Origin of the sequence: Actinomadura chokoriensis (assembly GCF_041463665.1) — a bacterium.
In the GTDB taxonomy this organism is placed as follows: domain Bacteria; phylum Actinomycetota; class Actinomycetes; order Streptosporangiales; family Streptosporangiaceae; genus Spirillospora; species Spirillospora chokoriensis_A.
The window spans coordinates 198,504-224,807 of record NZ_JAXCEJ010000006.1; the positions used below are offsets into that span (position 1 = coordinate 198,504).

A 26,304-nucleotide genomic window follows, 5' to 3' on the forward strand; every position below is an offset into this window, starting at 1 on the left:
GCGGCCCGGTCCGCGGGAGGACTGCCGCCGGGGAAGGCTACGACGCGTCGGCGGGCGGGGGCGGCGGGGCCGCGAGCAGGACGGCCCACAGGTGCGTCTCGGCGCCCAGCGACTCCAGCCGCCGCCGCATCCGCTCCACTCCGCCGCGCGTGGGCAGCGCCAGCCAGACCAGCATCGGGTAGCCGACCGCGAACCCGGCGACGAACACCAGCTCGCTGTGCCCGACCATCGCCAGCGGCAGGCCCAGCAGGATGACGCCCTCGGCCAGCGCGAACCGCAGCAGCACCGCCTGCCGGAACACCATCAGCGCCGCCCGGGCCGCCGCGGCGGGCGCGGCGGGCGCGGCCCCCGGCCGGATCGGCCGCGGCGCGCGCGGGCCGGCCAGCAGCGCGACCAGCGCGGCGGCGGCCAGCGGCGCGTAGATCCACGGGGGCGTGTCCCCGCGGCCGTCCTCCACGATCAGCGGCATGATCGCCAGGATGAGGACGGGCGCGGCGAGCAGCACCAGCATCATCGCGCGCAGCCGGCCGAGCTCGGTCCCGGCGCGCAGCGAGGCGAGGTAGCCGGGATCGTCGCCCGGCCCCGCGCCGAACACCGGCGCCACGGCCGGGCCGAAGTCGCCGTCCGGCGACTTCGGCGAGTACATGGAGAACGGGGGTGGCGCCATGGCTGCGAACTTTAGCCCGGCGGCGCCCCCCGGCAATAGATCCCACCAGGGATCTTTGCGCCGGACGGGGAGATCCGCGCGGATGATCGCTCGCTTTCCGCGCGCCCGGCGCGGACCGCTACATTGGCCGCCTATGAAAGAGCGTCACCTCGGGCGGAGCGGGCTGCTGGTGTCCCGGCTGGGCCTCGGCACCATGACCTGGGGGCAGGACACCGACCCGGACGAGGCCGCGGCGCAGCTCGTCGCGTTCGTGGAGGCCGGTGGCACGCTGGTGGACACCGCCGACGTCTACACCGGCGGCGTCAGCGAGCGGATCCTCGGCCACCTGCTGCGCGAGACGGTCGACCGGGACGGCCTCGTGATCGCCACGAAGGCCGCGATCAGGCCGAACGGCCGCTACGACGGCTCCCGCCGGCACCTGCTGCGCGCCCTGGACGCCTCCCTGGACCGGATGGACCTGGACCACGTCGACCTGTGGCAGCTGCACGTCTACGACCCGGCGACGCCGCTGGAGGAGACGCTGTCGGCGCTGGACGAGGCGGTCGCGTCCGGCCGCACCCGCTACGTCGGGGTGTCGAACTACGCCGGCTGGCAGGTCGCCAAGGCCGCCGCCTGGCAGCGCGCCTGGCCGGGCCGCGCGCCGGTGGTGTCGGCGCAGCTGGAGTACTCGCTGCTGCGCCGCGACATCGAGCGCGAGGTCGTGCCGGCCGTGCTGGACGCCGGGGCCGGGCTGCTGCCGTGGTCGCCGCTCGGCCGGGGCGTGCTCACCGGGAAGTACCGCACCGGCATCCCCGCCGGGTCGCGCGCCGCGGCCCCGCACTTCGCCGAGTTCGTCCAGCCGTACCTGGACGAGGAGTGCGCCCGCATCGTGGAGTCGGTGGTGACCGCCGCCGAGGGCCTCGGCCGCTCGCCGCTCGCGGTGGCGCTGGCGTGGGTCCGCGACCGCGAGGGCGTCGCCGCGCCGATCGTCGGCGCCCGCACCGCCGCGCAGCTCGGCGCGATCCTGGAGAGCGAGGACGTGACGCTCCCGACCGAGATTCGCGGCGCGCTCGACGACGTCTCCGACACCGCTACAGGAAGCCCGTGACCGACAGCACCGACCGCACGCCAACCGACCGCACGCCGGACGGCCGCACGCCGGACGAGCCCTCTCCGGCCGACCGGGCCGCGCGCGCCGCGGCGGCCATGCGCGCCGCCGAGGCCGCCGCCGGGGCGCTGGAGGGCCGGCGAGCAGCGGAACCCGCTCCGCCGCCGGCCCCGGAGCCGGCCCGGAACGCGCAGGACGGCCTGCGCGACCTCGCCGAGCTGTTCGGCTCGGCGGGGGTGCCCGCACGGCTGGCGGCCCGCGCCGCCGCCCGGCTCGGCCCCGACGCCGCCGAGCGGCTGCGCGCCGACCCGTGGCGGCTGCTGCTCGTCCCCGGCGTCCGGCCCGCGCAGGCCGACCATTTCGCGCGCGCCGTCCTCGGTGCGCAGGCCGTGCCCGGCGACGTCCGGCGCGGGCGGGCCCTCGTCCTGTACCTGCTGACCGAGGCGGCGCGCGGGGGCCACACGGTCACGCCCGCCGCCGAGGTGACGTCCGCGCTGGAACGCGCCGGGGTCCCCGACCCGCGTCGGGCCGTGGAGGCCGCGCTGGACGAGGCCGAGGTCCTCTCCCTCACCGAGGAGCCCGAGTTCGACGAGGAGTCCTTCGACGAGGACGCCGAGCCGGAGGAGCCCGAGGAGATGCTCGGCGCGGCGCGGTGGGCGCTCGCGGAGGAGGCGGCCGCCGAGGGGTTCCAGCGGCTCACGCTCACGGCGGCGCCGCTGCTGGACGACGCGGCCGTCAAGGGCCTGCGGGACGGGCTGCCGGAGGACCGGTCGCTCGCGCTCACCGCCGCGCTCCGCACCGGGGTGAGCATCCTGCGCGGCACGCCGGAGGACCTCGCGGCGACCGCCGCCGCCATCGCCGGCGCCGCGGCGAGCGAGGGACTGCGGGCCGCCGTCGCCGCGCCGACCGACCGCGCCGCCGCGGGGCTGGCCGCCCCCGACGGGGTCGCGGTCACCGGCCTGCACCGGCTCCTCGAACCCCGGGAGGACCCGTCGGCCGCGCCCGGAGCCGTCGTCTACGGGCGTGGCGAGCGGTCCCCGCTCGACCTCGACCTGCTCATCGTTTCGGACGCCTCGGCGCTCGACGTCGAGCTGTGCGCGGTGCTGGCCGAGGCGTGCCCCGACGGCGCCCACCTGGTGCTGTGCGCCGAGCCGGGCGCCGCGCCGCCCGCCGGGCCCGGCCGCCCGCTGGACGACCTGGAGGCGTCGGAGACCGTCCCCGTCGTCGCGCTGGACGCGGCGGCGCCGTCCGGGCCGCTCGGCGCGCTGGCGGAGGCGGTACGCGGCGGCGCCCTCGCCGCGGTGGACGCGCCCGGCCGGGAGGTCGTCATCGTGCCCGCCGCCGATCCCGGCGAGGCGGTGCACCGGGCCGTCCAGCTCGTCACCGACTCGATCCCCCGCGCGCTCGGCATCCCCGTCGAGGACGTCCAGGTCGTCGCGCCGGCCGCCGGCGGGCCGGCGGGCGCCGGCGCGCTGAACGCGGCGCTCAAGGCGCGGCTGAACCCCGGCCCCGGCGCGTTCGGCGGGATGGACCCCGGCGACCGCGTGGTCGTCGCGGCGCCGCTCCCTCAGGCCGCGGCCGGCGAGACCGGCGTGGTGACCGGCGGCGGCCCGCACGGCCTCGACGTCGAGTTCCCGGCCGGGCCGGTCGTGGTCGCCCCGGCGGAGGCGTCCCGGCTGCGGCACGGCTGGGCCGTGCCCGTCGCGCAGGCGCGCGGGACCCGCCGCCCCGCCGTCGTCGCGGTCATGTCCGGCGAGGGACTGTCACGGCCGCTGGTGGCCACAGCGTTCGGGCTGGCCCGCCGGCACCTGTCGGTCGTCCAGGCGGCCGGGCCCGCGCTGGCCAGGGCCGTCCGCGAGGACGGGACGCCGCCGCGGCGCACCCGGCTCGCGACGCTGGTGGTCCAGTGAGGCCGTGACGGGGTAAAGAAACCCTCGTGTCCCGGTTTACGGACGGCCCCGTATGGGACACGATGTCAACAGGGTCAGGCACGGCATCGGGTGGAGGAGCGACATGCCCCAGGGGCTCAGGCGGCTCGGTTCGGCTTCGGCGGCGGTCTCGGTGGGCGCGCTGGTCCTCGTGCTCGCCGCCCCGGCGGCCGGGGCGGCGGAGACGTGCAAGGAGGGCGTCGACCCGGAGAGCACGATCGAGAACTGGAAGTGCAACCTCGGCAACCTGCGCGAGGCGCTCACCCCGAAGAGCCCCACGCCGACGCCGACGCCCACTCCGAAGAGGACCGGCCAGAACGACACGAAGAAGACCACGAAGCCGTCGGCGGGCGGTTCGCCGGCGAAGGCCCCGAGCCGGCCGGCCACGTCCCCGAGCGGCGGCCAGGGCGCCGGGGCCGGGCCGTCCACGATGACCGGCGGCGAGGGCCTCAAGCCGTTCTCCGGCGGCGCGGCCGCGGCCGGGCTGCCCGGCATCCTGCCGACCCCCGAGATCGCCGCGGACCCGAACGCCTACCGGAACGCGTCCGGCGGCACCGCGGCCATGCCGCAGACGCGGCTCATCTCCCCCGTCGCCGCGTCCGGCGCGGGGAACGACCAGATGCTCGTCGTCGCGGCCGCCGCGGGCGCCGCGGGCGCCGTCGGCGCCCTCAACGTCAGCGTCGCCGGACGCGCCCTCCGCCGCCGGAGGGCGCGCTGACGGCCCGCGATCGGCGCCGCGGCCAGTACCCGGCCAGTACCCGGCCAGTACGCGGCTAGTACGCGGCGCCGATGGCGTGGATGCCGCCGTCGACGTGGACGATCTCGCCGGTGGTGGCGGGGAACCAGTCCGACAGCAGCGCCGCGCACGCGCGGGCGGTGGGCTCGCTGTCCTTCACGTCCCAGCCGAGCGGGGCCGCCTTCGGCCACATGTCCGTCATGCCCTCGAAGCCGGGGATGCTCTTGGCGGCCATCGTGGCCAGCGGCCCCGCGGCGACGAGGTTGACGCGGATGCCCTGCGGGCCCAGGTACTTGGCGAGGTAGCGGGCGCACGACTCCAGGCCGGCCTTCGCCACGCCCATCCAGTCGTACACCGGCCACGCCTTGGTGGCGTCGAAGTCCAGGCCGACGACCGAGCCGCCGTCCTTCATCAGCGGCAGGCACGCCATCGTCAGCGACTTCAGCGAGTAGGTGGAGGCGTGCACGGCGGTCGCCACGTCCTCCCACGGCGTCTCCAGGAAGTTGCCGCCGAGCGCGGTCTGCGGCGCGAACCCGATGGCGTGGACGATGCCGTCGAGATGGTCGAAGCCGCTGTCGCGCAGGTTCCCGGCGAGGGCACCCAGCTGCTCGGCGTTCGTGACGTCCAGCTCGATGACCGGCGGCGGCGCGTCCGGGCCGGTCGGCAGCCGCTTGGCGGTCCGCTGCGTCAGCGTCGGGCGCGGGTAGGCGGTCAGGACGACCTCGGCGCCCTGCTCCTGCGCGACCCGCGCGACGTGGAAGCCGATGGAGGCGTCGGTGAGGACGCCGGTCACCAGGATGCGCTTGCCTTCGAGGATTCCCATGATCGTCAGTGCCCCATTCCCAGTCCGCCGTCGACCGGGATCACGGCCCCGGTGATGTAGGCGGCGTCCTCGCTCGCCACGAAGCGCACCGCCTTCGCGATCTCCTCCGGCCGCGCGATCCGCCCGAGCGGGACCGCGGCCGTGATGGCCTTCTGCTGGTCCTCGCTGAGGACCGCCGTCATGTCGGTGTCGACGAACCCGGGCGCCACCACGTTGACCGTGATGTTGCGGGAGCCGAGCTCGCGGGCGAGGGAGCGGGCGAACCCGACCATGCCCGCCTTGGACGCGGCGTAGTTGGACTGCCCGGGCGAGCCCATCAGCCCCACGACCGAGGAGACCAGCACGATCCGGCCCGTCCGCTTGCGCATCATGCCCTTCACGGCCCGCTTCGCGACCCGGAACGCGCCGGTCAGGTTGGTGTCGAGGACCGACGTGAACGTCTCCTCGCTCATGATCGCGAGCAGGGTGTCCTTGGTGATGCCGGCGTTGGCGACGACGACCTCGACCGGTCCCTGCTCGGCCTCCACCTTGCCGAACGCGGCGTCGACGTCCTCGGCGTCGGTGACGTCGCAGCGGACGCCGAACAGCCCCTCGGGGGGCTCGCCCGACCGGTAGGTGACGGCGACCGCGTCGCCCGCCGCGGACAGCTCGCGGGCGATGGCCAGGCCGATGCCCCGGTTACCGCCGGTCACGAGGACAGAGCGACTCATCACGACCCTCTCATCGACTTTCCTGCTCAGATGACTGCTGCACGACCCTAGCGGCCCGTGCGGCGCCCTGCGGATGTGCCGAACCGACAAGATCCGCCGACCCCGGTTTGTTCACCGCCCCGGCCCGGGTCCGGCGGGTAGGTTGCTGAGGGTGCATGACATCGATCCCGCCTTCACCGCGCTGCCGCTTCGCGCGCTGGCCGACGCGGCCCTGACCCGGGCCCGGGAACTGGGCGCCGAGCACGCCGACTTCCGCCTCGAACGCATCCGCAGCCAGACGCTGCGACTGTACGACGCCGCCCTGGAGACCGCCATCGACGCCGACGACGTCGGCCTGTCGGTCCGGGTCGTCAAGGACGGCACCTGGGGCTTCGCCGCCGGCATCGACCTCACCCCCGACGGGGCCGCCCGCGTCGCCGCGCAGGCCGTCGAGGTCGCGGTCGTCGCGAAGCCCGTCAACCGCGAGCCCGTCGAGCTGGCGCCCGAACCCGTCCACAGGGAGCGCGTCTGGGTCTCGGCGTACGAGACCGACCCGTTCGCGGTGCCGACCGGCGACAAGGTCGCGCTGCTGGCCGGCTGGAGCCGCCGGCTGCTCGGCGACGACCGCGTCGACCACGTGGACGCGACGCTGCTGCAGGTCAAGGAGAACAAGTTCTTCGCCGACCTCGCCGGGACCGTCACCACCCAGCAGCGCGTCCGCCTCCACCCGGTCGTGAACGCCGTCGGCATCGGCGACGGCGTGTTCGACACCATGCGCACGCTGGCGCCGCCCGCCGGGTACGGGTGGGAGTGGCTGTCCGGCGAGCACTGGGACTGGGACGGCGAGCTCGCCCGCATCCCCGAGCTGCTCGCCGAGAAGCTCGCCGCGCCGTCGGTCGACCCGGGCGTGTACGACCTCGTCATCGACCCGTCCAACCTGTGGCTGACGATCCACGAGTCGATCGGGCACGCCACCGAGCTGGACCGGGCGCTCGGCTACGAGGCCGCCTACGCCGGCACCTCCTTCGCCACGCCCGACAAACTCGGCACCATGCAGTACGGCTCCAAGGTCATGAACATCACCGGCGACCGCACCACCGAGCACGGCCTGGCCACAATCGGCTACGACGACGAGGGCGTGCGGACCCGGTCGTTCGACATCGTGTCCGAGGGCCTGTTCACCGGTTACCAGACCGACCGGCGCATCGCCCGCCTCACCGGCGCCGACCGCTCCAACGGCTGCGCGTTCGCCGACGCGGCGTCCAGCATGCCGATCCAGCGGATGGCGAACGTCTCGCTCGAACCGGCCGAGAACGGCCCGTCCACCGAGGAGCTGATCTCCGGGGTGGAGCGCGGCGTCTTCATCGCCGGCGACAAGAGCTGGTCGATCGACATGCAGCGGTACAACTTCCAGTTCACCGGGCAGCGCTTCTACAAGATCGAGAACGGGCGGCTGGCCGGGCAGCTGCGCGACGTCGCCTACCAGGCCACCACGACCGACTTCTGGAACTCGATGGAGGCCGTCGGAGGGCCGGCGACCTACGTGCTGGGCGGCGCGTTCAACTGCGGCAAGGGCCAGCCGGGGCAGGTCGCGCCGGTCAGCCACGGCTGCCCGGCCGCGCTGTTCCGCGGCGTCAACGTCCTCAACACCCTGAAGGAGGCGGGCCAGTGAGCGCCATCGGGCCGCAGGAGGCCGTCGAGCGGGCGCTGGCGCTGTCCCGCGCGGACGACTGCGTCGTCATCGCCGACGAGTCGAGCACCGCGAACCTGCGGTGGGCGGGCAACACCCTCACCACCAACGGGGTGACCCGCTCCAGCCGCCTCACCGTCATCGCGCTGCGCCGCACCGCAGACGGCGTCGCGGCGGGGGTCGTCTCCCGCTCGGCGGTCGGCGCCGACGCCATCGAGGACCTGGTCCGCGCCGCCGAGGCCGACGCCGCCGGCAACGAGCCCGCCGAGGACGCCCAGCCCCTGGTCGCCGAGGGTTCTGGGGCGGGCTGGGACGACGAGCCCGCCGAGACCGGCATCGGCGTCTTCGAGGGGCTCGCGCCCGCGCTCGGCGAGGCGTTCGCCGCGGCGCAGGCCGCCGACCGGCGCCTGTACGGGTTCGCCAACCACGTCCTGACCTCGACGTTCGTCGGCAACTCGGTGGGGCTGCGGCTGCGCCACGACCAGCCGACCGGGCTGCTGGAGCTGAACGCCAAGGGCACGGGCGGCTCGGCGTGGGCCGGGGTCGGCACCCGCGACTTCGCGGGCGTCGACGTCGCCGCGCTCACCGGCGACCTCGCGCGGCGGCTGGAGTGGGGCGAGCGGCGCGTGGACCTGCCCGCCGGGCGGTACGAGACGATCCTGCCGCCGTCCGCCGTCGCCGACCTGATGATCTACCTGTACTGGTCGGCGGGCGCGCACGACGCCGAGGACGGCCGGACGGTGTTCAGCGCCCCCGGCGGCGGCACCCGCGTCGGGGACCGCCTCGCGAGCCTCCCCGTCACCCTGTCCAGCGACCCGTCCGCGGCCGGGATGGAGTGCCCCCCCTTCGTCATCGCGCACGCCTCCGACCGCGAGTCGTCGGTGTTCGACAACGGCCTCCCGCTCGGCGCCACCGACTGGATCCGGAACGGGGCGCTGCACTCCCTCACCCAGACCCGGCACTCGGCGGAGCGGACCGGGCTGCCGGTCACCCCGCCCATCGACAACCTCGCGCTGGTCGGACCGGACGGCGGCGCGTCCCTGGAGGAGATGGTCGCCCGGACCGAGCGCGGGCTGCTGCTCACCTGCCTGTGGTACATCCGGGAGGTCGACCCGCAGAGCCTGCTGCTGACCGGCCTCACCCGCGACGGCGTCTACCTGGTCGAGAACGGCGAGGTCGTCGGGGCGGTGAACAACTTCCGGTTCAACGAGAGCCCCGTCGACCTGCTGTCGCGGCTCGCCGAGGTCGGGGAGACCCGGCCGACGCTGCCGCGCGAATGGTCGGACTACTTCACCCGCACCGCCATGCCGCCGATCAGGGTCGGCGACTTCAACATGTCGACGGTCTCACAGGCGTCCTGACGCCCCTCGGGGCCCGCCTCCGGCCGGGGGCGGGCCCTTCGCCGTTTCGTGGGTGGCCCGTCCGTGGCATCCGTTCACGGCGTCCGGTTCACGGCGGGCTCAGGCGTCCTCCAGGCGGAAGCCGACCTTCATCGTGACCTGGAAGTGGGCGACCTCCCCGTCCTCGATCTGGCCGCGGACCTCGGCCACCTCGAACCAGTCCAGATGGCGGAGGGTCTGCGCGGCGCGCCGCACGCCGTTGCGGATCGCGGTCTCGACGGACTCCGGGGACGTCCCCACGATCTCCGTGACCCGGTACGTGCGATCGGTCATGTCGTCCTCCCGATGCGATGTTTTGACCCGTACTGCCGTCGCAGGCCGGACCCCATGGGCTTACCGTGGAAACGTGAAGGTCAATCCCCGCCACCACAGGGAGCCGGAGGTCTACACGGTCACCGACGCTCCCCGTCCCATGTCCGAGGACATCGGCTACCGGCAGCGCCGGTACCTGATCTCCATGGGAGTCCGCACCCTCTGCTTCGTCGGCGCGGTCGTCGCCGCGATCGCGGGGGCGCCGTGGTGGCTGGCCGTGCTCATGGTGGTCGGGGCGGTCCTCCTCCCCTACATCGCGGTGATCTTCGCGAACGGGGGGCGGGAGCCGACGGCCTCGGCGACCTTCGGGGACCGGACGGGCCGGGAGCTCGGCAGGTCGGACGTAGAGCCGGGACAGAAGCCCGATTCCGGACAGCGACCGGAAATCGGGTCGTGACATTCCCTTGACTAACCGCGGGGGGTTTCGGTGTACGATTTGTACCGGCGCTCTGGTCCCCCGTCGGAGCGCCCGTGCCGGTGTTCCGGGCCCCCGTCGGAACACCGATGATGCGGCGCCGGGTGGATTGCCCCCGTATCCACCCGGCGCCGCTTTTCAATGTCCGGGGGTTCTCCTGGGACTCCGCCGATCCGGCGACGGCACCCCCGTGACCCGCCCTTGACGGCCCGCCCGGCCTGAAGCACATTCCCGCGGCGGCGGCAAGCCCGGGCGATGGCCTGCTCCGGCCACCGACCGAAACCCGGCCGGTCCGAACTTCTCGCCCGCGAATCCGTGCGGCGGCGCGGACGTCCCGGCCGAGCGCCCTCCCTCGGCACGGCCTGCTGCAGACCGATCCATTCCGGGACGCGGTGGTACTGCAGAGCGGCGACAACGCCATCCTCGCGCCCGAGCGGGTCTGGTGGACCCAGGATTCCGGCTGGACGGCCGCTACCGCACGGCACGCCGCGTCTGCCGGCGTGGCCGGGCCCGGTGTGGTGCGCGCACGACGAGCCGCTCGCCCGCCGCATCGCGGTGACGCTCGTCACGTCCGGCGGACGCCGCCACGGCGGCCGCCGGCCGAAGTCCCCGCCAGGTCCTGAGCGGCCCCTTGACGATGGACGCCCATGAGACGAACATCACACCTAGCCCTACGAGACAGATCACGGATATGTCTCAGAAGCGAACCGGGCCGCTGGGCCAGCGGCTCGGGTCCGCCACGCGGCGCCAGCGCATGCTGAGCGCGTTCGCGCAGATCAAGGTGAAGAAGCGCGGCGACACGGGCCTGTACGAGACGGTCATGGCGGCGTTCGACTACATGGAGCGGACCTACAAACCGGAGTACGTGAACTCGATCCTGCTGTGGACGGACGGCCGGAACGAGGACCCGGGCGGCCCCTCGCTCGCCGAGACGCTGGACCACATACGGCGCGAGTACGACCCCGAGCGCCCCATCCTGATCAACATGTTCGGCAACGGCGAGGACGTGGACGTCAACGAACTGCGGCAGATCGCCCGGCTCACGCGCGGCGACGCGTACGTGGCCGAGACGCCCGGTCAGGTGCAGGCGCTCGTCCTCCGGGCGCTGTCCCAGCGGGTCAGCCCCTGACCTCCCGGAGCCTCGCCGACGGAACGCCGCCCACGCACCCGGCGCTCCTCCCCGCCCGCGAGCCCGCACGCGTTCTCATATTTGATTCTAGAACTGCATTCGAGTTAAGTTAGCGTTCTGTTAGTAACGCAGCGGAGAGGGGACGGCGTGCGCCGCACCGTTTTCAACGAGGACCACGAGGCGTTCCGGGACACGATCCGCGCCTTCATCGACGCCGAGGTCGCCCCGGTCTACGAGGAGTGGGAGAACGCCGGCCACCCGCCGCGCGACTTCTACCTCAAGCTCGGCGAGCTGGGCGTGTTCGGCATCCAGGTGCCCGAGGAGTACGGCGGCGCCGGCGAGACCAGCTTCAAGTACCAGGCGGTGATCTCCGAGGAGTGCGCCCGCGCGGGCGTGAGCTTCGGCGGCTACGGGGTGCACGTCAACCTCGTCCTGCCCTACCTGCTCAAGTACGGCAACGAGGAGCAGAAGAAGCGCTGGCTGCCGCCGTTCGCGTCCGGCGAGATGATGACGGCCATCGCGATGACCGAGCCCGGCACCGGCTCCGACCTCGCCGGGATGCAGACCACGGCGAAGCGCGACGGCGACCACTACGTCCTGAACGGCGCCAAGACGTTCATCACCGGCGGCGTCCTCGCCGACCGGGTGCTGGTGGTGGCCCGCACCTCCCCCGCCACGCCGGAGAACCGCCGGGCCGGGCTATCGATCCTCGCCGTCGACACCAGGAGCGAGGGCTACGCGGTCGGCCGCAAGCTGGAGAAGATCGGGCTGCGCAGCTCCGACACCGCCGAGCTGTCGTTCACCGACGTGCGGGTGCCCGTCGAGGACCTCCTCGGCGAGGAGGGGCGCGGCTTCGAGTACCTCACCCACAACCTGGCCGAGGAGCGCCTCGGCATCGCGACGAGCTCCTACGCGTCCGCCGCCGCCGCGGTCGAGTTCGCCCGCGCCTACGTGCGGGAGCGGACCGTCTTCGGCAAGACCGTCTCGTCGTTCCAGAACACCAAGTTCGTCCTCGCCGAGTGCGCCACCGAGGTCGAGGCGGCCCGCTCGCTCGTCGACCGCTGCATCGAGGCGCTGGACGCCGGGGAGCTCACCCCCGCCGACGCCGCCGTCTGCAAGCTGTTCTGCACCGAGGTGCAGGGCCGCGTCGTCGACAAGTGCCTGCAGCTGCACGGTGGCTACGGCTACATCCTGGAGTACCCGATCGCGCGCCTGTACGCCGACGCCCGCGTCGCCCGGATCTACGGCGGCACCAGCGAGGTCCTCAAGACCATCATCGCCAAGGACATCCAGGTCTGACGGGGGGAACGGAAATGACCGGCAACCGGGTCGCCCTCGTCACCGGCGCGGCGCGCGGCATCGGCGCCGCCGTCGCCGTCCGGCTCGCGCGGGAGGGCTTCGCCGTCGCGGTCTGCGACCTCGACGAGGCCGCCTGCGCCGGCACCGTCCAGGCAAGACCCTGGCGATCGAGCTGGGCGGGTTCGGCGTGACCGCCAACGCGATCGCGCCCGGGTTCATCGCGACCGAGATGACGGCCGCGACCGCCGCCCGCGTCGGCGTCGACTTCGAGGACTTCAAGGCCGCCGCCGCCAGGGAGATCCCCGTCCGCCGCGTCGGCGTCCCCGAGGACATCGCGGGGACGGTCGCGTTCCTGGTCGGCGACGACGCGTCGTTCGTGTCCGGCCAGGTGATCTATGTGGCCGGTGGTCCCCGCGCGTGAGGAGGCGCCCCGCGGGCGGGACCGGGACGCGACGGAGGAGTCGCTGCGGGCGGCGGCGGTCGCGCTGCTGCGCCGCGGCGGCGTCCTCGCCGGGCTCAACCTGCGGCAGGTCGCCGACGAGGCGCGCGTCAACCGCGGGCTGGTCTACCAGTACTTCGGGTCGCGGCGGTCGCTGCTGCGCTCGGCGCTGTTCCACCGGTCGCGGCCGAACGCCGAGGACGCGGTGGACGCGGCCGGGCTGCCGCTGCGCGAACGGCTGGCCCGGCTGTTCTGGACGAGCCTGCGCGACCCCGAACCGGTGCGGCTGGCGACGCTGCTGGTGCTGGACGGGGACACCCGGCCCCGCGTCCTGCTGAACCGCGGCGCTGGCCGCGACGACCTCGCCGCCGAGGCCGAGCGGGGCGAGTTGCCGGTCGAGGACGTCGCGGCCGTCCAGGCGGCGATCGCGTCCACGATCTACGGGTACACCCTGCTGCGCGATCATCTCGCCCGCGAGATCGGCCTCCCGGCGGAGGATCTGGACGAGCGCATGGCCGAATGCGTGGAGGCCATGTTCAGCCGCGGGCCCGAGGCCGGCCCCGCCGGCCCGGCTGGCCGGCCCGGCTAGTACGTCCGCGCCCCGGCGAGCTGCCGCGCGAGAGCCGCCGGGGCGTCGGCGAGCGACGGGCCATACCAGGTCAGATGCCGGCCGTCGACGAGCGCGACGTCGAGGCCGGGAAACGACTCGGGGCCGTCGTCCTCGGTGAACCGGTACGGCTCGTCCGGCAGGACGACGAGGTCGGCGACGGCGGCGTTCAGGTCGGCCAAGGGGATCTTGGGGTAGCGCTCGGGGTGACCGGCGTACACGTTGGACACGCCCAGGCGGGACAGCACGTCGCCGGTGAAGGTGTCGCGGCCGACGACCATCCACGGCCGCCGCCAGATCGGGATGACGGCCGCTCGCTCCCGCTTCGGGACAACGTCCGACCAGACCCGGGACGCCTCGTCCAACCAGCCCGGTACGGGGACGCGGCACGCCTCCGTGAGCACTCGGCGCAGCGAGACCAGAGCCTCGTCGACCGTGCGGATCTCCGTCATCCAGACGGCGATGCCCGCGGCGCGCATCGCCTCGACGTCGGCGGGCCGGTTCTCCTCGGTGTTGCCCAGGACGACGTCGGGCCGCAGCTCCGCGATCCGGCCGAGGTCGGGATTCTTCGTGCCCTTCACGCGCGGCACGTCCAGGCCCTCGGGGTGGGTGCACCAGTCGGTGGCCCCCGCCAGCAGGCCCGGCGCGGTCACCGCGACCGTCTCCGTCAGGGACGGCACGATCGAGACGACGCGGCGCACCCGGTCCGGGACCGCGACCGGGTGGCCGGTGTCATCGCGCGGAATCACACCCCCACACCCCCGGTTCGCCCGCTCATGGGTGTTCCCCGCGGGAACCCCGCCTCATACGTTTCGGCGGTACTGCCCGCCGACCTCGAAGAACGCGTCGGTGACCTGCTGGAGGCTGCACACACGCGCCGCGTCCATCAGGACGGCGAACACGTTCTCGCCCGCCCGCGCCGCGTCCTTGAGCGCGGCGAGGGCGGCCTCGGCCTGGTCGCGGTGCGCGTCCTGGTAGGCGCGGACGCGGTCGAGCTGGGAGCGCTTCTCGTCCTCGGTGGCACGGGCCAGCTCGATCGTCTCCGGCGTCCCGTCGCCGCCCTCCGCCGGGCGGAACGTGTTGACGCCGATGATCGGCAGGGAGCCGTCGTGCTTGCGCTGCTCGTACAGCATCGACTCGTCCTGGATGCGGCCGCGCTGGTAGCCGGTCTCCATCGCGCCGAGGACGCCGCCGCGCTCGCTGATGCGGTCGAACTCCGCGAGCACCGCCTCCTCGACCAGGTCGGTCAGCTCGTCGATGATGAACGACCCCTGCAGCGGGTTCTCGTTCATCGCGAGGCCCCACTCGCGGTTGATGATGAGCTGGATCGCCAGCGCCCGCCGCACCGACTCGGCGGTCGGCGTGGTCACGGCCTCGTCGTAGGCGTTGGTGTGCAGGCTGTTGCAGTTGTCGTAGATGGCGATGAGCGCCTGCAGCGTCGTGCGGATGTCGTTGAAGTGCATCTCCTGCGCGTGCAGGGAGCGCCCGGACGTCTGCACGTGGTACTTGAGCTTCTGGCTGCGCTCGTTGGCGCCGTACCGGTCGCGCATGGCCACGGCCCAGATGCGGCGGGCCACGCGCCCGAGGACGTTGTACTCGGGGTCCATGCCGTTGGAGAAGAAGAACGACAGGTTGGGCGCGAAGTCGTCGATGTCCATGCCGCGCGCCAGGTAGGACTCGACGTAGGTGAACCCGTTGGCGAGGGTGAACGCGAGCTGGCTGATGGGGTTCGCGCCGGCCTCTGCGATGTGGTAGCCGGAGATCGACACCGAGTAGAAGTTGCGGACGCCGTTGGCGATGAACCACTCCTGGATGTCGCCCATCATCCGCAGCGAGAACTCGGTGGAGAAGATGCAGGTGTTCTGCCCCTGGTCCTCTTTGAGGATGTCGGCCTGCACGGTGCCGCGCACGGTCGACAGGACGCGCGCGCGGATCGCGGCGGCCTCGTCCCCGGACGGCTCCCGGCCGTGCTCCTCGCGGAAGGCGTCCAGCCCCTGGTCGATGGCGGTGTTGAGGAAGAACGCCAGGATCGTGGGCGCGGGACCGTTGATGGTCATCGACACCGACGTGGTGGGCGAGGACAGGTCGAACCCGTCGTACAGGGCCTTCATGTCGTCCAGCGTCGCGATCGACACGCCCGACGTGCCCACCTTGCCGTACACGTCGGGGCGCTCGTCCGGGTCGCGCCCGTAAAGGGTGACCGAGTCGAACGCGGTGGACAGCCGGGTCGCGGGCTGGCCCTCCGACAGCAGCTTGAAGCGGCGGTTGGTGCGGAACGGGTCGCCCTCCCCCGCGAACATGCGGGCCGGGTCCTCGTTGTCGCGCTTGAACGGGAAGACCCCGCCGGTGAACGGGAACCTGCCCGGCAGGTTCTCGTTGCGCAGGAACCTCAGCAGTTCCCCGTGGTCGGTGTAGCGGGGCAGCGCGACGCGGGGGATGCGGCTGCCCGCCAGCGACTCGCGGGTCAGCGTGGTGTGCAGCTCCCTGTCGCGGATCTTCACGACCTGCTCGTCGCCGGAGTAGGACTCGACGACGGCCGGCCAGCTCTCGATCAGGCCGGCGTTGCCCGGCGCCACGCCGCGGCGCGCCTTCTCCAGCAGCCCCTCGACCTCGGACGCGTCGGTCAGCTCGGCGCGCACCTCGTCCAGCCGCTGGACGCGCCGCACGGCCCCCATCTGCTCGACCGTGTCGGCGTGGTAGCCGCGCACGGTCTCGGCGATGTCGGACAGGTACCGCACCCGGCCGGGCGGGATCACGGTCGCGGCGCCCGTGGAGGTCCTCGTCGCGGCCTTCGGCAGGACGCCGCCCGCCGGCTCCAGCCCATGCTCGGCCAGCAGCCCGCAGAGGTGCTGGTAGAGGGCCGTGACGCCGTCGTCGTTGAAGGTCGCCGCGCTGGTGCCGAACACGGGCATGTCCTCGGGCCGCTGCCCGAACGCCTCCCGGTTGCGGACGAGCTGCCGCGACACGTCCCGCAGCGCGTCGGCCGCGCCGCGCCGCTCGAACTTGTTGATCGCCACCACGTCCGCGAAGTCGAGCATGTCGATCTTCTCCAGCTGGGACGCGGCGCCGAACTCCGGCGTCATCACGTACAGCGACACGTCCACCAGCGGGACGATCGCCGCGTCGCCCTGGCCGATGCCGGGCGTCTCCAGGATGACCAGGTCGTACCCGGCGGCCTTGCAGGCGTCGACGATGTCCTCGATGTTCTCCGGCAGCTCCCGCGCGCCCCGCGTCGCCAGCGAGCGGAAGTACACGCGGTCGCCGTCCAGGGAGTTCATCCTGATCCGGTCGCCGAGCAGCGCGCCGCCGCCGCGCCGCCGGGTCGGGTCCACGGCGAGCACCGCGACGCGCAGCCGGTCGCCCCGGTCGACGCGGAACCGGCGCACCAGCTCGTCGGTGAGGGACGACTTCCCGGATCCGCCGGTCCCGGTGATCCCCAGCACCGGGACGCCGCGCCGCCCGGCCGCCTCGGCGAGCCGCGCCCGGTCGCCGTCCGGCAGCTTCCCGGCCTGCAGGCAGGTGATGGTCCGTGCCAGGGCGCGCCGGTCCCCCGCCGGCACGGCGCCGGCCGCCGGGGGCTCGGCGGCGAGGTCGACGTCGCAGTCGCGCACCAGCTCGTTGATCATTCCGGGCAGGCCGAGCCGCTGCCCGTCCTCCGGCGAGAAGATCCGCACGCCCGCGCCCGACAGCCGCGCGATCTCCTCGTGGACGATCACGCCGCCGCCCCCGCCGAAGACCTTCACGTGCTCGGCGCCGGCCTCCTTGAGGCCGCGCGACAGGTACTCGAAGTACTCGACGTGGCCGCCCTGGTAGGAGCTGATCGCCACGCCCTGCGCGTCCTCCTCCACGACGGCGTCGACCACCTCGCGGACCGAGCGGTCGTGGCCGAGGTGCACCACCTCGGCGCCCTGGGACTGCAGGATCCGCCGCATGATGTTGATGGCCGCGTCGTGGCCGTCGAACAGCGCCGCCGCCGTCACGAACCGCACCGGATGAACCGGCGCGTGCAGCTTCCCCGTCACCGTCTCCACCCCAAACCTTGGACATCCAATATTTGGAAGTTAAAATAGTTTCCGTGCGCGAACGAGTCAAGACCGCATACGGTGACCGGGTGTCCGACACCCCCGACCCCATCGCCGAGGCCCACCGTCAGTGGAGCAGCCGCTGGCCCGAGCACGCCGACCACATGGCGGCCGTCACCTCGGTGATGCGCGCCCAGCAGCTCCTGCTCAGCCGCATCGAGGCGGTCCTCAAGCCGTACGGGCTCACGTTCGCCGCATACGAGGCGCTGCGCCTGCTCGCCTTCACCCGCACCGGGACACTACCCATGGGCAAGATGGGCACACGCCTGATGGTGCACCCAGCCTCCGTCACCAACGTGATCGGCCGGCTGGAGCGGCGCGGGCTCGTCGGCCGCGGCCCCTCCCCGGACGACCGCCGCGTCGTCCTCGCCACGATCACCCCCGCCGGCCGCGACATCGCCGAGGACGCCACCCTGGCCCTCAACCGGTCCGGCTTCGGCATCGCCGACCTCCCCGCCGCCGAGGCCGCCGAGATCACCGCCGCCCTCCGCTCCGTCCGCGTCTCCGCCGGCGACCTCCCCTGACCACGGCGGAGCGTCCGTGGCACCGGATCGCGGACGCCACGGCGGCGTGAGCGTCAGCGGGCACGGACCCAGGCGTCGACGAGGTCGGCGACCTGGGGGCGCGAACGGGGCAGGTAGTGGGTGTCCTTGACGAATTCGAGGGCCTTGTCGGACACGGCGAGCGCGTCGAAGATCGCGCGGGCGTCGCTGTCGTAGACGCACTCGTCCGCCGTCGCGTGGACCACCAGGGAGGGGACGGTGATGCGCGCGAGGTGCGGCGCGGCGGCGCACTGCGAGGTGCGCAGGCTCCACATCGACAGCCAGGAGCGGAGCGTGCAGAGCGAGCCGAGGCCGAACACGCCGTAGTTGGCCTTGAGGGGGTCGCCGAGGTAGCAGCGGTTGGGCTCGCGGTCGGACGGCTCGATGGACGCGTCGATCATGCGGAGGTCGGCCCAGGTGCGGTGCACGTTGAACAGGGCGTCGCGGGCGCGGGTGCCCTGCAGGGCGTCCAGCCGTTCGAGGACCCGGTCGGTGATGCGTTCGTTCCGGGCGTGCTGGGCGGCGCGGTAGCGGGCCTGGAACGCCGCGCTGTAGGGCGGGCCGTTCTCCGGGTCGAACGGGTCGAGGGACGGGTCCACCGACAGGGCGTCGGTCTCGTCCGTCACCGACGGGTCCATCCACGCGGTGAGGACCTCCGGACGGCCGGAGTGCGCGGCGAGGGCGATGAACAGGTCACCGGCGGGCAGGTCCTCTATGGCGGGGACCGGGCGCATCCCGGCGACCGGGGCGACGTTCGGCTCGACGGCCTGCGACTGGTAGGCGGCCATGAGCGAGCCGCCGCCGGAGTTGCCGAGCAGCACGACCCGCTCGGCGCCGGCCCGCTCGCGGAGCCACCGGACGCCGACGCCGATCTCGGCGAGCGCGTGGTCGAGCAGGAAGTACGCCTCGTTGCCGCGGAAACGGGTGTTCCAGCCGAGGAACCCGTAGCCGCGCTCGGCGAGGTGCTCGGCGAGGTAGTGCTCGGAGAAGTCGACGTTGTAGTGGGTCGCGATGAAGGCCGTCCTGGGCGGGTTCCCGGCGGGGCGGTGGTAGACGCCCTGGCACGGGTGGCCGCCCGCGCCCGCGCGGCCGGTGAGGGGCGACGGCAGCCCTACGAATTCCCTGGTCATCACGATCCCCTATGCTGCGGCTCATATCCGTTGTGTCGCAAGGAGGCATGATGGCGGATTCGCCGACGATGACGTACGGCGGCTACCTGCGGCTCGATGATCTTCTTTCCTGCCAGGAGCCGAAGACCCGCGCGCACGACGAGCTGCTCTTCGTGATCATCCACCAGGTCTACGAGCTGTGGTTCAAGCAGATCCTGCACGAGGCGGCGCTGCTGCAGCGCAGGCTCGAGGACGGCAACAGCGCCGGATCGCTGCACACCGCCCGCCGGATCGCCAAGATCCTCAAGACCGTGGTCGGGCAGCTGGACGTGCTGGAGACGATGACGCCCCGCCAATTCGCCGCGTTCCGCGACGTCCTCGGCAGCTCCAGCGGGTTTCAGAGCGAGCAGTTCCGCGAGATCGAGGCCGTCCTCGGGCGGCGCTCGTTCCCCGCGTCGGTGCTGCGCGACGACGAGCGGCTGCGGGCCGCGGTCTCCCGCCCGTCGATCTTCGACTCGCTGCTGCGCTACCTGGCCGACCGCGGGTTCCGCGTCCCGCGCGAGGCCCTCGACCGCGACCCCTCCACGCCCTGGGAGCCGCACGCCGGCGTCCAGAAGGCCCTCCTCGCCGTCTACGCGGACGAGTCCGGCCCGGCCGTCGAGGTGTGCGAGGCGCTCGTCGACATGGACGAGGGCGTCCAGGAGTGGCGGTACCGGCACCTGAAGATGGTCGAGCGGACGATCGGCGCGAAGATCGGCACCGGCGGGTCGGCGGGCGCCGACTACCTGCGCCGGACGCTGTCCGCCCCCGCCTTCCCCGACCTGTGGGAGGTCCGCTCGCAGACCGAGTCGGCGAGCGCCGAGGAGGCCCCCGGTCATGGCGGGTGACGGCCCCCCGGCGGGCAGGGAGCGGGTCGCGATCGTCGGCGCGGGCCTCGCGGGCTGCCTGCTGGCGGTGCTGCTCGGCCGGCGCGGCGTCCCGGTCACGGTGTACGAGCGGCGCCCCGACCCGCGTGTCGCCGGCGCCGAACGCGGACGGTCGATCAACCTGGCGATCTCCGCCCGCGGCCTCGCCGCGCTGGAGCAGGTGGGGCTGCGCGACCAGTCCCTCAAGCAGGCGCTGCCCATGCACGGGCGGATGGTGCATCCGCTGCCGGGCGCGCAGAACTTCCAGCCCTACAGCGCGGACGGCGAGCGCGCCATCAACTCCATCAGCCGCGCCGAGCTGAACCGGTCGCTGCTGGACACCGCCGAGGCCACCCCCGGCGTCACGCTCCGGTTCTCCCGGCGCGTCACCGGCGTGGACACCGAGGCCGGCGAGATCCTCTTCGAGGACGCCGACGCTGAGCCGGCCGACGTCGTCCTGGCCGGGGACGGCGCCTACAGCGCGGTCCGCCGGTCGCTGGGATTCGAGCACGACGCCGATTTCCTGGAGCACGGGTACAAGGAGCTGACCGTCCCGCCCCGGGACGGCGGGTTCGCGCTCGACCCGGACGCGCTGCACATCTGGCCGCGCGGCACCTCGATGATGATCGCGCTGCCGAACCTCGACCGGTCGTTCACCTGCACGCTGTTCTGGCCGAAGGGCGACTTCGCTGCGCTCGACACCCCGGCGAAGGTCACCGCGTACTTCGCGAAGCACTACCCGGACGTCGCGGGCCTGATGCCGGACCTGACCGACGACTACGCGCTCAACCCGGTCGGGTCGCTGGTGACCGTCCGGTGCCGGCCGTGGACCCGGTACGGCGACGGCGCGATCGTGGCGCTGCTCGGCGACGCGGCGCACGCGATCGTCCCGTTCTTCGGGCAGGGCGCCAACTGCGCGTTCGAGGACTGCATCGAGATCGACCGGTGCCTGACCGAGACGGGCGGCGACTGGCGGCGCGCGCTGGCGCGCTACGAGGAGCGGCGCAAGCCCAACACCGACGCGATCGCCGAGATGGCGCTGGACAACTTCGTCGAGATGCGCGACCGGGTGTCGTCCCCGGTGTACCGGGCGAAGCAGGCCGCCGCGCACGCGCTGGAGCGGCGCCTCGCCGGACGGTACGTCTCCCGCTACGAGCTGGTGTCGTTCTCGACGCTGCCGTACGCGGAGATCCCGGCCCGGATCAGGCGGCAGAACCTGATCCTCGCCGCCTCCGCCGCGGGCGGCGCGGCCGTCCTCGGCCTGGCGCTGCGCGCCGCCCGGCGGCGCTAGCGGGGCTCCCGGCGCGAGCGGCGCAGGCGGTGTCCGGCGACCAGGTCGACGACGGCCGCCGCCAGCGCCGCCAGCACGAACCCGAGGACGACGATCAGGCCGTGCCGGAACGCCGTCGCCCAGTCCCCGCGCGTGCTCGCCAGGGTGGCGAAGAACACCGAGCCGACGGCGGCGATGCCCATCGCGGTGCCGACCCGCTGGCCGGTCTGCAGGACGCCCGCCGCGCTGCCGCCCTCGGTGTAGTGGACCTCCGACAGCGTCAGCGTCTGGTTGGGGGCGATGACCAGGCCGGTGCCGAACCCGGCGACCAGCAGCGGCGCCGCGGTCGCCCAGGCGACGCCGCCGCCCGGCCTGAGCTCGACGGCGACCCAGGCGGCGCAGAGCCCGATCACCACCAGGACGAGCCCGGCGGCGACGAGGGGCCGCCCGTACCGCGACACGATCCGGCCGCCGACCGCCGAGGCCAGCCCGGACCCGACCGCGAACGGCGTGATCGCGAAGCCGGCGCCGAGCGCGCTGTAGCCGAGGCCGTTCTGCAGGTAGAGGGTGAAGATGAAGAAGATCGCGGTGAACCCGGCGAAGAACAGCAGCGCGATCGCCGTCCCGAGCGTGTAGGAGCGGAGCCGGAACAGGCCCAGGTCGATCATGGGCGCCCGCGCGCGGCGCTCCCAGGCGACGAACAAGGCGATCAGCACGGCGCCCGCGAGGACCAGCAGCCACTTGAGCCCGCCGTGCCACTGCTGCTCCTGGACGAACGGCAGCAGCACGCACACGACGCCCGCGCCCAGCAGCAGGACGCCGAGCGGGTCCAGGCCCTGCCGCTCGCCGTAGATCGGGGCGGGCAGCAGCCGCCACGCGAGGAACAGCGCGACGACCCCGACCGGGACGTTGACGTAGAACACCCACCGCCAGCCCTCCGCGGAACCGCCGGCCGCGATCAGCGCGCCGCCGAGCAGCGGGCCGACGGCGGTCGCGACCCCGATGACGGCGCCGAGCGCGCCGAACGCCCGCCCCCGCTCGGCGCCCTGGAACAGCTGCTGGATGAGGCCCGCGACCTGCGGGTTGAGGATGCCGCCCGCGACGCCCTGCACGAGCCGGGCGAGGACGAGGACGAGGATGGTCGGCGCCACCCCGGCCCCCGCGCTCGCCGCCGTGAACAGCGCGAGCCCGGACATGAACACGGCGCGGCGGCTGCGGGCGTCGCCGAGCCGTCCCGCCGGGACGAGGACGAGGCCGAACGTCAGCGCGTAGCCCGACAGGATCCACTGGAGCTCCGCCTCGGAGGCGTGCAGCCCCTCCCGGATCGAGGGCAGCGCGACGTTGACGATGCTGACGTCCAGCAGCGTCATGAACGCCGAGACCAGGCAGACCGAGAGCGCCTGCCAGCGGCGGCGCCGGTCCCAGCCGGGACCGGGGGCGCCGGCGGCCTCTGTCTGCACGGCGGGGTCCTATCCGCGGAGCACCGTGGTGAAACGCGGGGCGGGAACGTTCCCGCCCCGCGGCTGTGCCAAAGTTGCCGGATGACCGACTCCGCGCCCGGGACCGGCCCCGAGGAACTGCTGTGCTCCGCCAAGGGCTGCCGCGCCGCCGCCGTGTGGGCGCTGCGGTGGAACAACCCGAAGATCCACACGCCGGACCGGCGGAAGATCTGGCTGGCCTGCGACGAGCACCGCGAGAGCCTGGCGGCGTTCCTGTCCCTCCGCGACTTCCTGAAGGACGTGGTGCCGGTCGCCGACCGCGACGCGCCCCCGGCGGACGGCTAGGCGCGCGGGTTCAGGCGTCGAGGACGGGTTCGCCCGCCTGTTCCGGCACCTCAAGCACCTCGGCGGTCCCGGACTTCTCGGGCTCCTCGGGCTTCCAGCCCTCGGCCATCTCGGTCAGCCGCGCGGCGGCGTCCCGCGCGGGCGTGCCGCGCCCGACCGCGAGGCCGAGCAGGTACGCCGTCAGCGGCGCGCCCGGCCGCGCGACCCCGTGCGCGACGTCGCGGGCGAGGTCGAGGATCAGGCTCTGGTCGATGTCGCCGCGTTCCAGGCCCAGTTCGAGGCAGGCCGCGTTGATCCATTCCTCCAGCGTCGACATGGGGTCCCCCTTCGCGCGTGGTCCAGGCATCACTGCCCACTCTCCCACGATCAAAGCAGGCGCTCGGCGGCGGCCAGTTCCTCGGGGGTGTCGCAGTCGTACCAGGCGGGACGCGCACCGAGGGGCACCGTGACCGTGACGGGCGCGAGCGGCCCGAGCAGGCCGCGCAGGGACGCGCCCGCGTAGCCGTCCAGGGCCGCGCGCAGTGCTCCGGAACGCCAGCAGCCGGCGAGCCACTGCTCGCGGCCCTCCTCGTCCAGCAGCAGGGCGCCGGGCCGCTCCCCCATCGCCTCCAGCAGCCGGGCGACGTGCGCGGGGCGCAGGAAGGGCAGGTCGGCGGCCAGCAGCGCCAGCCGCGGCGCGCGGACCTCGGCGAGCCCGGCGCGCAGCGCGGGCACCGGCCCGGCGCCGGGCGGGTCCTCGCGGACGACGACGGCGCCCGGCAGGACGTCGCGCCGCGGCCCGACCACGATCAGCCGGGACGCCCCGGCCGCGGCGGCGGCCGTCCACTCGATGAGCGAGCGCCCGCCCACCGGCGCGGCCGGCTTGTCGGCGCCGAACCGCCGGGCCCGCCCGCCCGCGAGCAGGATGGCGTCGAAGCCCGTGCCGGACTCCACCGGCTCAGCCGCCGATCGCCGACATGGGCCGGGCGGGCTGCAGGAACGAGGGGTCGTCGATGCCGTGCCCGGCGCGCTTGGCCCAGACCGCCTTGCGCCACCGGTCGGCCAGCTCGGTGTCGGTGGCGCCGCCGCGCAGGGCGTCGCGGAGGTTGGACTCCTCGGTGGCGAACAGGCAGTTGCGGATCTGCCCGTCGGCGGTCAGCCGCACCCGGTCGCAGGCGCCGCAGAACGGCCGGGTCACCGAGCCGATCACGCCGACCGTCTCCGGGCCGCCGCCGATCAGGAACGACTCGGCGGGGGCGCTGCCCCGGTCGTGCCGCTCGTCGGGGGCCAGGTCGAACTCGGCGGACAGCCGGTCCAGGATCTCGTCCGCGGTGATCATGTTCTCCCGGGTCCAGCCGTGCTGGGCGTCCAGCGGCATCTGCTCGATGAACCGCAGCCGGTAGCCGTGCTCCAGGCAGTACCGCAGCAGCGGCACGGCCTCGTGGTCGTTGATCCCGCGCATCAGCACCGTGTTGATCTTGACGGGTTCGAGCCCGGCGGCCCGCGCGGCGGCGAGGCCCGTGAGGACGTCGCCGAGCCGGTCGCGGTGCGCGAGCCGCTTGAACGTGTCGCGGTCCAGGGTGTCGAGGGAGACGTTCACCCGGTCGAGCCCGGCCTCGGCGAGCGGCCCGGCCAGCCGGTCGAGCCCGATGCCGTTGGTGGTGAGGGAGATCTGCGGGCGCGGGGACAGCGCGGCCGTCCGCGCCACGACGTCGGGCAGGCCGCGCCGCAGCAGCGGCTCGCCGCCGGTGTAGCGGACCTCGGTGATCCCGAGCTCGCGGACGGCGAGGCCGACCAGCCGGATCACCTCGTCGTCGGTGAGCAGTTCCGGCTTGGGCAGCCAGTCCAGCCCCTCGGGCGGCATGCAGTACGAGCACCGCAGGTTGCAGCGGTCGGTGAGCGAGACCCGCAGGTCCGTCGCGGTACGGCCGAAGGTGTCGACCAGCACGGGGCGCCCCTTCCTGCTGACCGGCGGCCATGGTTCGCGGCCCGCCGGAGGTTGCGGTCGGTCACACCAGCCTATTGCGGTGGTCGACGATTCGTCGCATCCCGTCGGACCGGGAGTTCCGCCGGGCATCAGGGAGGCCGTCGTGCACGGCTACGGCGAGCACCTCGGCCGCTACGGAGCCGTGCCGGACGTCCCCGTCCGGCACGGCTCCGTCGGCGCGCTGCCCACGTTCTACATGCACGGCACCGCCGGCCCGGCCGGCGGGTCAGCCCTTGACGCAGATGAGCTGGCGCAGGTGGGCGACGACCTCGACCAGGTCGGACTGGGCGGCGATCACCGTCTCCAGGTCCTTGTAGGCCCCCGGGATCTCGTCGACGACGCCGCCGTCCTTGCGGCACTCGACGCCCTTCGTCTGCTCGATCAGGTCGTCCACGGTGAAGCTCTTGCGCGCCTTGTTGCGGCTCATCCTGCGGCCCGCGCCGTGCGAGGCGGAGTTGTAGGCGGTCTCGTTGCCGAGGCCGCGCACGATGTAGGTGCCGGTCGCCATCGAGCCCGGGATGATCCCGAGGTCGCCGCGGCCCGCGCGGATCGCGCCCTTGCGGGTGACGAGCAGTTCCTCGCCGCCGTACACCTCCTCCGCCACGTAGTTGTGGTGGCAGGAGATGACCTCGCCCCACCTGCAGCGCTGCTCGCCGAACCGCTTGGTCACGACGTTCTGCGCGAGCGCGGTCATGACGGCGCGGTTGCGGCGCGCATACTCCTGCGCCCAGAACAGGTCGTGGCGGTAGGCGTCCATCTTGGCGGTGCCGGTGAGGAACACGGCGAGGTCGTTGTCCGGAAGATCCTGGTTGTGGGGAAGCTTGCGGGCGGCCTCGATGTGGTGCTCGGCCAGCTCGTTGCCGATGTTGCGCGAGCCGGAGTGCAGGACGAGCCAGATCGCGCCCTCGTCGTCCGCGCACAGCTCCAGGAAGTGGTTGCCGCCGCCGAGCGTGCCCATCTGCTGGCGGGCGCGGCCGAACCGGGCCCGGACCGCCGGGTGCAGATCGTCGAACTGCCGCCAGAACTCGTACCAGCCGCGCTCCTTCAGGTTCGGCAGCGCGGACGGGTCGACGGCGCTCTTGTGCGAGCCGCGCCCGACGGGGATCGCCCTCTCCAGCCGGTGCCGGATGCCGGACAGGTCGTCCGGCATGTCCTCGACGGTGAGGGACGACTTGACGGCGGTCATCCCGCAGCCGATGTCGACGCCGACGGCCGCCGGGGACACCGCGTCCTTCATCGCGATGACCGAGCCGACGGTCGCGCCCTTGCCGTAGTGGACGTCGGGCATCACCGCGAGGCCCTCCACCCACGGCAGGGCGGAGACGTTGCGGAGCTGGTCGAGGGCGAGGTCCTCGACGGTGGCGGGGTCGGTCCACATCCGGATGGGAACGCGGCCGCCCTTGAGCGTCTGGTACGGCATGCCTT

General features: G+C 73.6%; 26 protein-coding genes and 1 pseudogene. 15 read left to right on the top strand and 12 right to left on the bottom strand.

All coding sequences use genetic code 11. From position 1 onward, the window contains the following. Positions 1–37: 37 nt before the first annotated feature. Positions 38–667: a hypothetical protein gene (locus SM418_RS13135; protein ID WP_371942167.1), complete on the bottom strand. Its 630-nt coding sequence runs from the start codon at positions 665–667 to the stop codon at positions 38–40. Positions 668–800: 133 nt separating this feature from the next. Here SM418_RS13135 and SM418_RS13140 point away from each other — a divergent pair, with 133 nt between their 5' ends. The 3 genes from SM418_RS13140 to SM418_RS13150 all read left to right on the top strand — a co-directional run bounded on the left by SM418_RS13140 (position 801) and on the right by SM418_RS13150 (position 4,400). Next, on the top strand, positions 801–1,754 hold the full coding sequence (locus tag SM418_RS13140; protein WP_371942168.1) for an aldo/keto reductase: 954 nt from the start codon (positions 801–803) through the stop codon (positions 1,752–1,754). After that, positions 1,751–3,664: a helix-hairpin-helix domain-containing protein gene (locus SM418_RS13145; protein ID WP_371942169.1), complete on the top strand. Its 1,914-nt coding sequence runs from the start codon at positions 1,751–1,753 to the stop codon at positions 3,662–3,664. Before SM418_RS13140 ends, SM418_RS13145 begins: the two co-directional genes overlap by 4 nt. A gap of 103 nt (positions 3,665–3,767) precedes the next feature. After that, complete coding sequence (locus SM418_RS13150; protein ID WP_371942170.1) at positions 3,768–4,400, top strand: hypothetical protein; 633 nt, start codon at positions 3,768–3,770, stop codon at positions 4,398–4,400. 55 nt (positions 4,401–4,455) lie between these two features. Here the strand turns inward: SM418_RS13150 and fabI are convergent, their stop codons facing one another. Both fabI and SM418_RS13160 read right to left on the bottom strand, forming a co-directional pair. Then, positions 4,456–5,241 carry an enoyl-ACP reductase FabI gene (gene fabI, locus SM418_RS13155; RefSeq protein ID WP_371942171.1) on the bottom strand — a complete coding sequence of 262 codons (786 nt, stop codon included), beginning with the start codon at positions 5,239–5,241 and terminating at the stop codon, positions 4,456–4,458. Between the two features lie 5 nt (positions 5,242–5,246). Continuing rightward, a complete protein-coding gene (locus tag SM418_RS13160; protein WP_371942172.1) occupies positions 5,247–5,951 on the bottom strand; it encodes a beta-ketoacyl-ACP reductase in 705 nt (234 codons plus the stop codon). 151 nt (positions 5,952–6,102) lie between these two features. On the opposite strand from SM418_RS13160, the gene SM418_RS13165 reads away from it, so the two are divergent. After that, positions 6,103–7,602, top strand: a complete 1,500-nt coding sequence (locus SM418_RS13165; RefSeq protein ID WP_371942173.1) for a TldD/PmbA family protein — start codon at positions 6,103–6,105, stop codon at positions 7,600–7,602. 5 nt (positions 7,603–7,607) lie between these two features. After that, positions 7,608–8,981, top strand: a complete 1,374-nt coding sequence (locus SM418_RS13170) for a metallopeptidase TldD-related protein (protein ID WP_371942265.1) — start codon at positions 7,608–7,610, stop codon at positions 8,979–8,981. A gap of 99 nt (positions 8,982–9,080) precedes the next feature. On the opposite strand, the gene SM418_RS13175 is transcribed toward SM418_RS13170, so the two are convergent. Continuing rightward, positions 9,081–9,293: a dodecin gene (locus SM418_RS13175; protein WP_371942174.1), complete on the bottom strand. Its 213-nt coding sequence runs from the start codon at positions 9,291–9,293 to the stop codon at positions 9,081–9,083. 73 nt (positions 9,294–9,366) lie between these two features. Between SM418_RS13175 and SM418_RS13180 the strand changes: the two genes are divergently transcribed. The 6 genes and pseudogenes from SM418_RS13180 (at position 9,367) to SM418_RS13205 (ending at position 13,203) form a co-directional block, all read left to right on the top strand. Then, entirely contained in the window at positions 9,367–9,729 is a 363-nt protein-coding gene (locus tag SM418_RS13180; protein WP_371942175.1) for a DUF3099 domain-containing protein, read from the top strand. 709 nt (positions 9,730–10,438) lie between these two features. Continuing rightward, a complete protein-coding gene (locus SM418_RS13185; protein ID WP_371942176.1) occupies positions 10,439–10,876 on the top strand; it encodes a vWA domain-containing protein in 438 nt (145 codons plus the stop codon). A 147-nt stretch (positions 10,877–11,023) separates the two neighbouring features. Next, the gene (locus tag SM418_RS13190; RefSeq protein WP_371942177.1) at positions 11,024–12,175 is read left to right on the top strand and encodes an acyl-CoA dehydrogenase family protein; all 1,152 of its coding nucleotides are present in this window, start codon (positions 11,024–11,026) and stop codon (positions 12,173–12,175) included. A 14-nt stretch (positions 12,176–12,189) separates the two neighbouring features. Continuing rightward, a complete protein-coding gene (locus SM418_RS13195; RefSeq protein WP_371942178.1) occupies positions 12,190–12,366 on the top strand; it encodes an SDR family NAD(P)-dependent oxidoreductase in 177 nt (58 codons plus the stop codon). Further along, positions 12,330–12,596, top strand: a pseudogene (locus SM418_RS13200) (SDR family oxidoreductase); the annotation flags it as partial. The gene SM418_RS13195 and the pseudogene SM418_RS13200, both read left to right, overlap by 37 nt. Then, positions 12,571–13,203 carry a TetR/AcrR family transcriptional regulator gene (locus SM418_RS13205; protein WP_371942179.1) on the top strand — a complete coding sequence of 211 codons (633 nt, stop codon included), beginning with the start codon at positions 12,571–12,573 and terminating at the stop codon, positions 13,201–13,203. The pseudogene SM418_RS13200 and the gene SM418_RS13205, both read left to right, overlap by 26 nt. Here the strand turns inward: SM418_RS13205 and SM418_RS13210 are convergent. Continuing rightward, entirely contained in the window at positions 13,200–13,970 is a 771-nt protein-coding gene (locus SM418_RS13210) for a helical backbone metal receptor (protein ID WP_371942180.1), read from the bottom strand. The two genes, SM418_RS13205 and SM418_RS13210, sit on opposite strands and share 4 nt — an antisense overlap. A gap of 54 nt (positions 13,971–14,024) precedes the next feature. After that, positions 14,025–17,252, bottom strand: coding sequence for a fused isobutyryl-CoA mutase/GTPase IcmF (gene icmF / locus SM418_RS13215; RefSeq protein ID WP_443098378.1), 3,228 nt, complete (start codon positions 17,250–17,252; stop codon positions 14,025–14,027). Positions 17,253–17,296: 44 nt separating this feature from the next. Between icmF and SM418_RS13220 the strand changes: the two genes are divergently transcribed. Further along, positions 17,297–17,827, top strand: a complete 531-nt coding sequence (locus tag SM418_RS13220; protein ID WP_371942181.1) for a MarR family transcriptional regulator — start codon at positions 17,297–17,299, stop codon at positions 17,825–17,827. Positions 17,828–17,880: 53 nt separating this feature from the next. On the opposite strand, the gene SM418_RS13225 is transcribed toward SM418_RS13220, so the two are convergent. Continuing rightward, entirely contained in the window at positions 17,881–18,975 is a 1,095-nt protein-coding gene (locus SM418_RS13225) for an alpha/beta hydrolase family protein (protein ID WP_371942182.1), read from the bottom strand. A gap of 47 nt (positions 18,976–19,022) precedes the next feature. Here SM418_RS13225 and SM418_RS13230 point away from each other — a divergent pair, with 47 nt between their 5' ends. Continuing rightward, positions 19,023–19,841 (top strand): tryptophan 2,3-dioxygenase, encoded by an 819-nt coding sequence (locus tag SM418_RS13230; RefSeq protein ID WP_371942183.1) that lies wholly within the window; start codon positions 19,023–19,025, stop codon positions 19,839–19,841. Beyond that, on the top strand, positions 19,831–21,150 hold the full coding sequence (locus SM418_RS13235; RefSeq protein WP_371942184.1) for an FAD-dependent oxidoreductase: 1,320 nt from the start codon (positions 19,831–19,833) through the stop codon (positions 21,148–21,150). Before SM418_RS13230 ends, SM418_RS13235 begins: the two co-directional genes overlap by 11 nt. Here SM418_RS13235 and SM418_RS13240 read toward each other — a convergent pair. After that, positions 21,147–22,589, bottom strand: coding sequence for a DHA2 family efflux MFS transporter permease subunit (locus SM418_RS13240; protein WP_371942185.1), 1,443 nt, complete (start codon positions 22,587–22,589; stop codon positions 21,147–21,149). The genes SM418_RS13235 and SM418_RS13240 overlap by 4 nt on opposite strands. 81 nt (positions 22,590–22,670) lie before the next feature. On the opposite strand from SM418_RS13240, the gene SM418_RS13245 reads away from it, so the two are divergent. Continuing rightward, positions 22,671–22,913, top strand: a complete 243-nt coding sequence (locus SM418_RS13245; protein ID WP_371942186.1) for a hypothetical protein — start codon at positions 22,671–22,673, stop codon at positions 22,911–22,913. Between the two features lie 10 nt (positions 22,914–22,923). Here SM418_RS13245 and SM418_RS13250 read toward each other — a convergent pair whose 3' ends face one another. The 4 genes from SM418_RS13250 to SM418_RS13265 all read right to left on the bottom strand — a co-directional run bounded on the left by SM418_RS13250 (position 22,924) and on the right by SM418_RS13265 (position 26,299). Next, a complete protein-coding gene (locus tag SM418_RS13250) occupies positions 22,924–23,229 on the bottom strand; it encodes a DUF6457 domain-containing protein (RefSeq protein ID WP_371942187.1) in 306 nt (101 codons plus the stop codon). A gap of 50 nt (positions 23,230–23,279) precedes the next feature. Further along, on the bottom strand, positions 23,280–23,846 hold the full coding sequence (gene mobA, locus SM418_RS13255; protein WP_371942188.1) for a molybdenum cofactor guanylyltransferase: 567 nt from the start codon (positions 23,844–23,846) through the stop codon (positions 23,280–23,282). Positions 23,847–23,850: 4 nt separating this feature from the next. Beyond that, complete coding sequence (moaA, locus tag SM418_RS13260) at positions 23,851–24,840, bottom strand: GTP 3',8-cyclase MoaA (protein WP_371942189.1); 990 nt, start codon at positions 24,838–24,840, stop codon at positions 23,851–23,853. Between the two features lie 265 nt (positions 24,841–25,105). Then, entirely contained in the window at positions 25,106–26,299 is a 1,194-nt protein-coding gene (locus SM418_RS13265; protein ID WP_371942190.1) for an RtcB family protein, read from the bottom strand. Positions 26,300–26,304 lie beyond the last annotated feature (5 nt).

What these genes read in the sequence shown, in the direction of transcription:
- SM418_RS13135 (WP_371942167.1), bottom strand. Translation starts at nt 667, where the DNA reads ATGGCGCCACCCCCGTTCTCCATGTACTCGCCGAAGTCGCCGGACGGC.
- SM418_RS13140 (WP_371942168.1), top strand. Translation starts at nt 801, where the DNA reads ATGAAAGAGCGTCACCTCGGGCGGAGCGGGCTGCTGGTGTCCCGGCTG.
- SM418_RS13150 (WP_371942170.1), top strand. Translation starts at nt 3,768, where the DNA reads ATGCCCCAGGGGCTCAGGCGGCTCGGTTCGGCTTCGGCGGCGGTCTCG.
- fabI (WP_371942171.1), bottom strand. Translation starts at nt 5,241, where the DNA reads ATGGGAATCCTCGAAGGCAAGCGCATCCTGGTGACCGGCGTCCTCACC.
- SM418_RS13160 (WP_371942172.1), bottom strand. Translation starts at nt 5,951, where the DNA reads ATGAGTCGCTCTGTCCTCGTGACCGGCGGTAACCGGGGCATCGGCCTG.
- SM418_RS13175 (WP_371942174.1), bottom strand. Translation starts at nt 9,293, where the DNA reads ATGACCGATCGCACGTACCGGGTCACGGAGATCGTGGGGACGTCCCCG.
- SM418_RS13185 (WP_371942176.1), top strand. Translation starts at nt 10,439, where the DNA reads ATGTCTCAGAAGCGAACCGGGCCGCTGGGCCAGCGGCTCGGGTCCGCC.
- SM418_RS13195 (WP_371942178.1), top strand. Translation starts at nt 12,190, where the DNA reads ATGACCGGCAACCGGGTCGCCCTCGTCACCGGCGCGGCGCGCGGCATC.
- SM418_RS13205 (WP_371942179.1), top strand. Translation starts at nt 12,571, where the DNA reads ATGTGGCCGGTGGTCCCCGCGCGTGAGGAGGCGCCCCGCGGGCGGGAC.
- SM418_RS13225 (WP_371942182.1), bottom strand. Translation starts at nt 18,975, where the DNA reads ATGACCAGGGAATTCGTAGGGCTGCCGTCGCCCCTCACCGGCCGCGCG.
- SM418_RS13230 (WP_371942183.1), top strand. Translation starts at nt 19,023, where the DNA reads ATGATGGCGGATTCGCCGACGATGACGTACGGCGGCTACCTGCGGCTC.
- SM418_RS13235 (WP_371942184.1), top strand. Translation starts at nt 19,831, where the DNA reads ATGGCGGGTGACGGCCCCCCGGCGGGCAGGGAGCGGGTCGCGATCGTC.
- SM418_RS13245 (WP_371942186.1), top strand. Translation starts at nt 22,671, where the DNA reads ATGACCGACTCCGCGCCCGGGACCGGCCCCGAGGAACTGCTGTGCTCC.
- SM418_RS13250 (WP_371942187.1), bottom strand. Translation starts at nt 23,229, where the DNA reads ATGTCGACGCTGGAGGAATGGATCAACGCGGCCTGCCTCGAACTGGGC.
- SM418_RS13265 (WP_371942190.1), bottom strand. Translation starts at nt 26,299, where the DNA reads ATGCCGTACCAGACGCTCAAGGGCGGCCGCGTTCCCATCCGGATGTGG.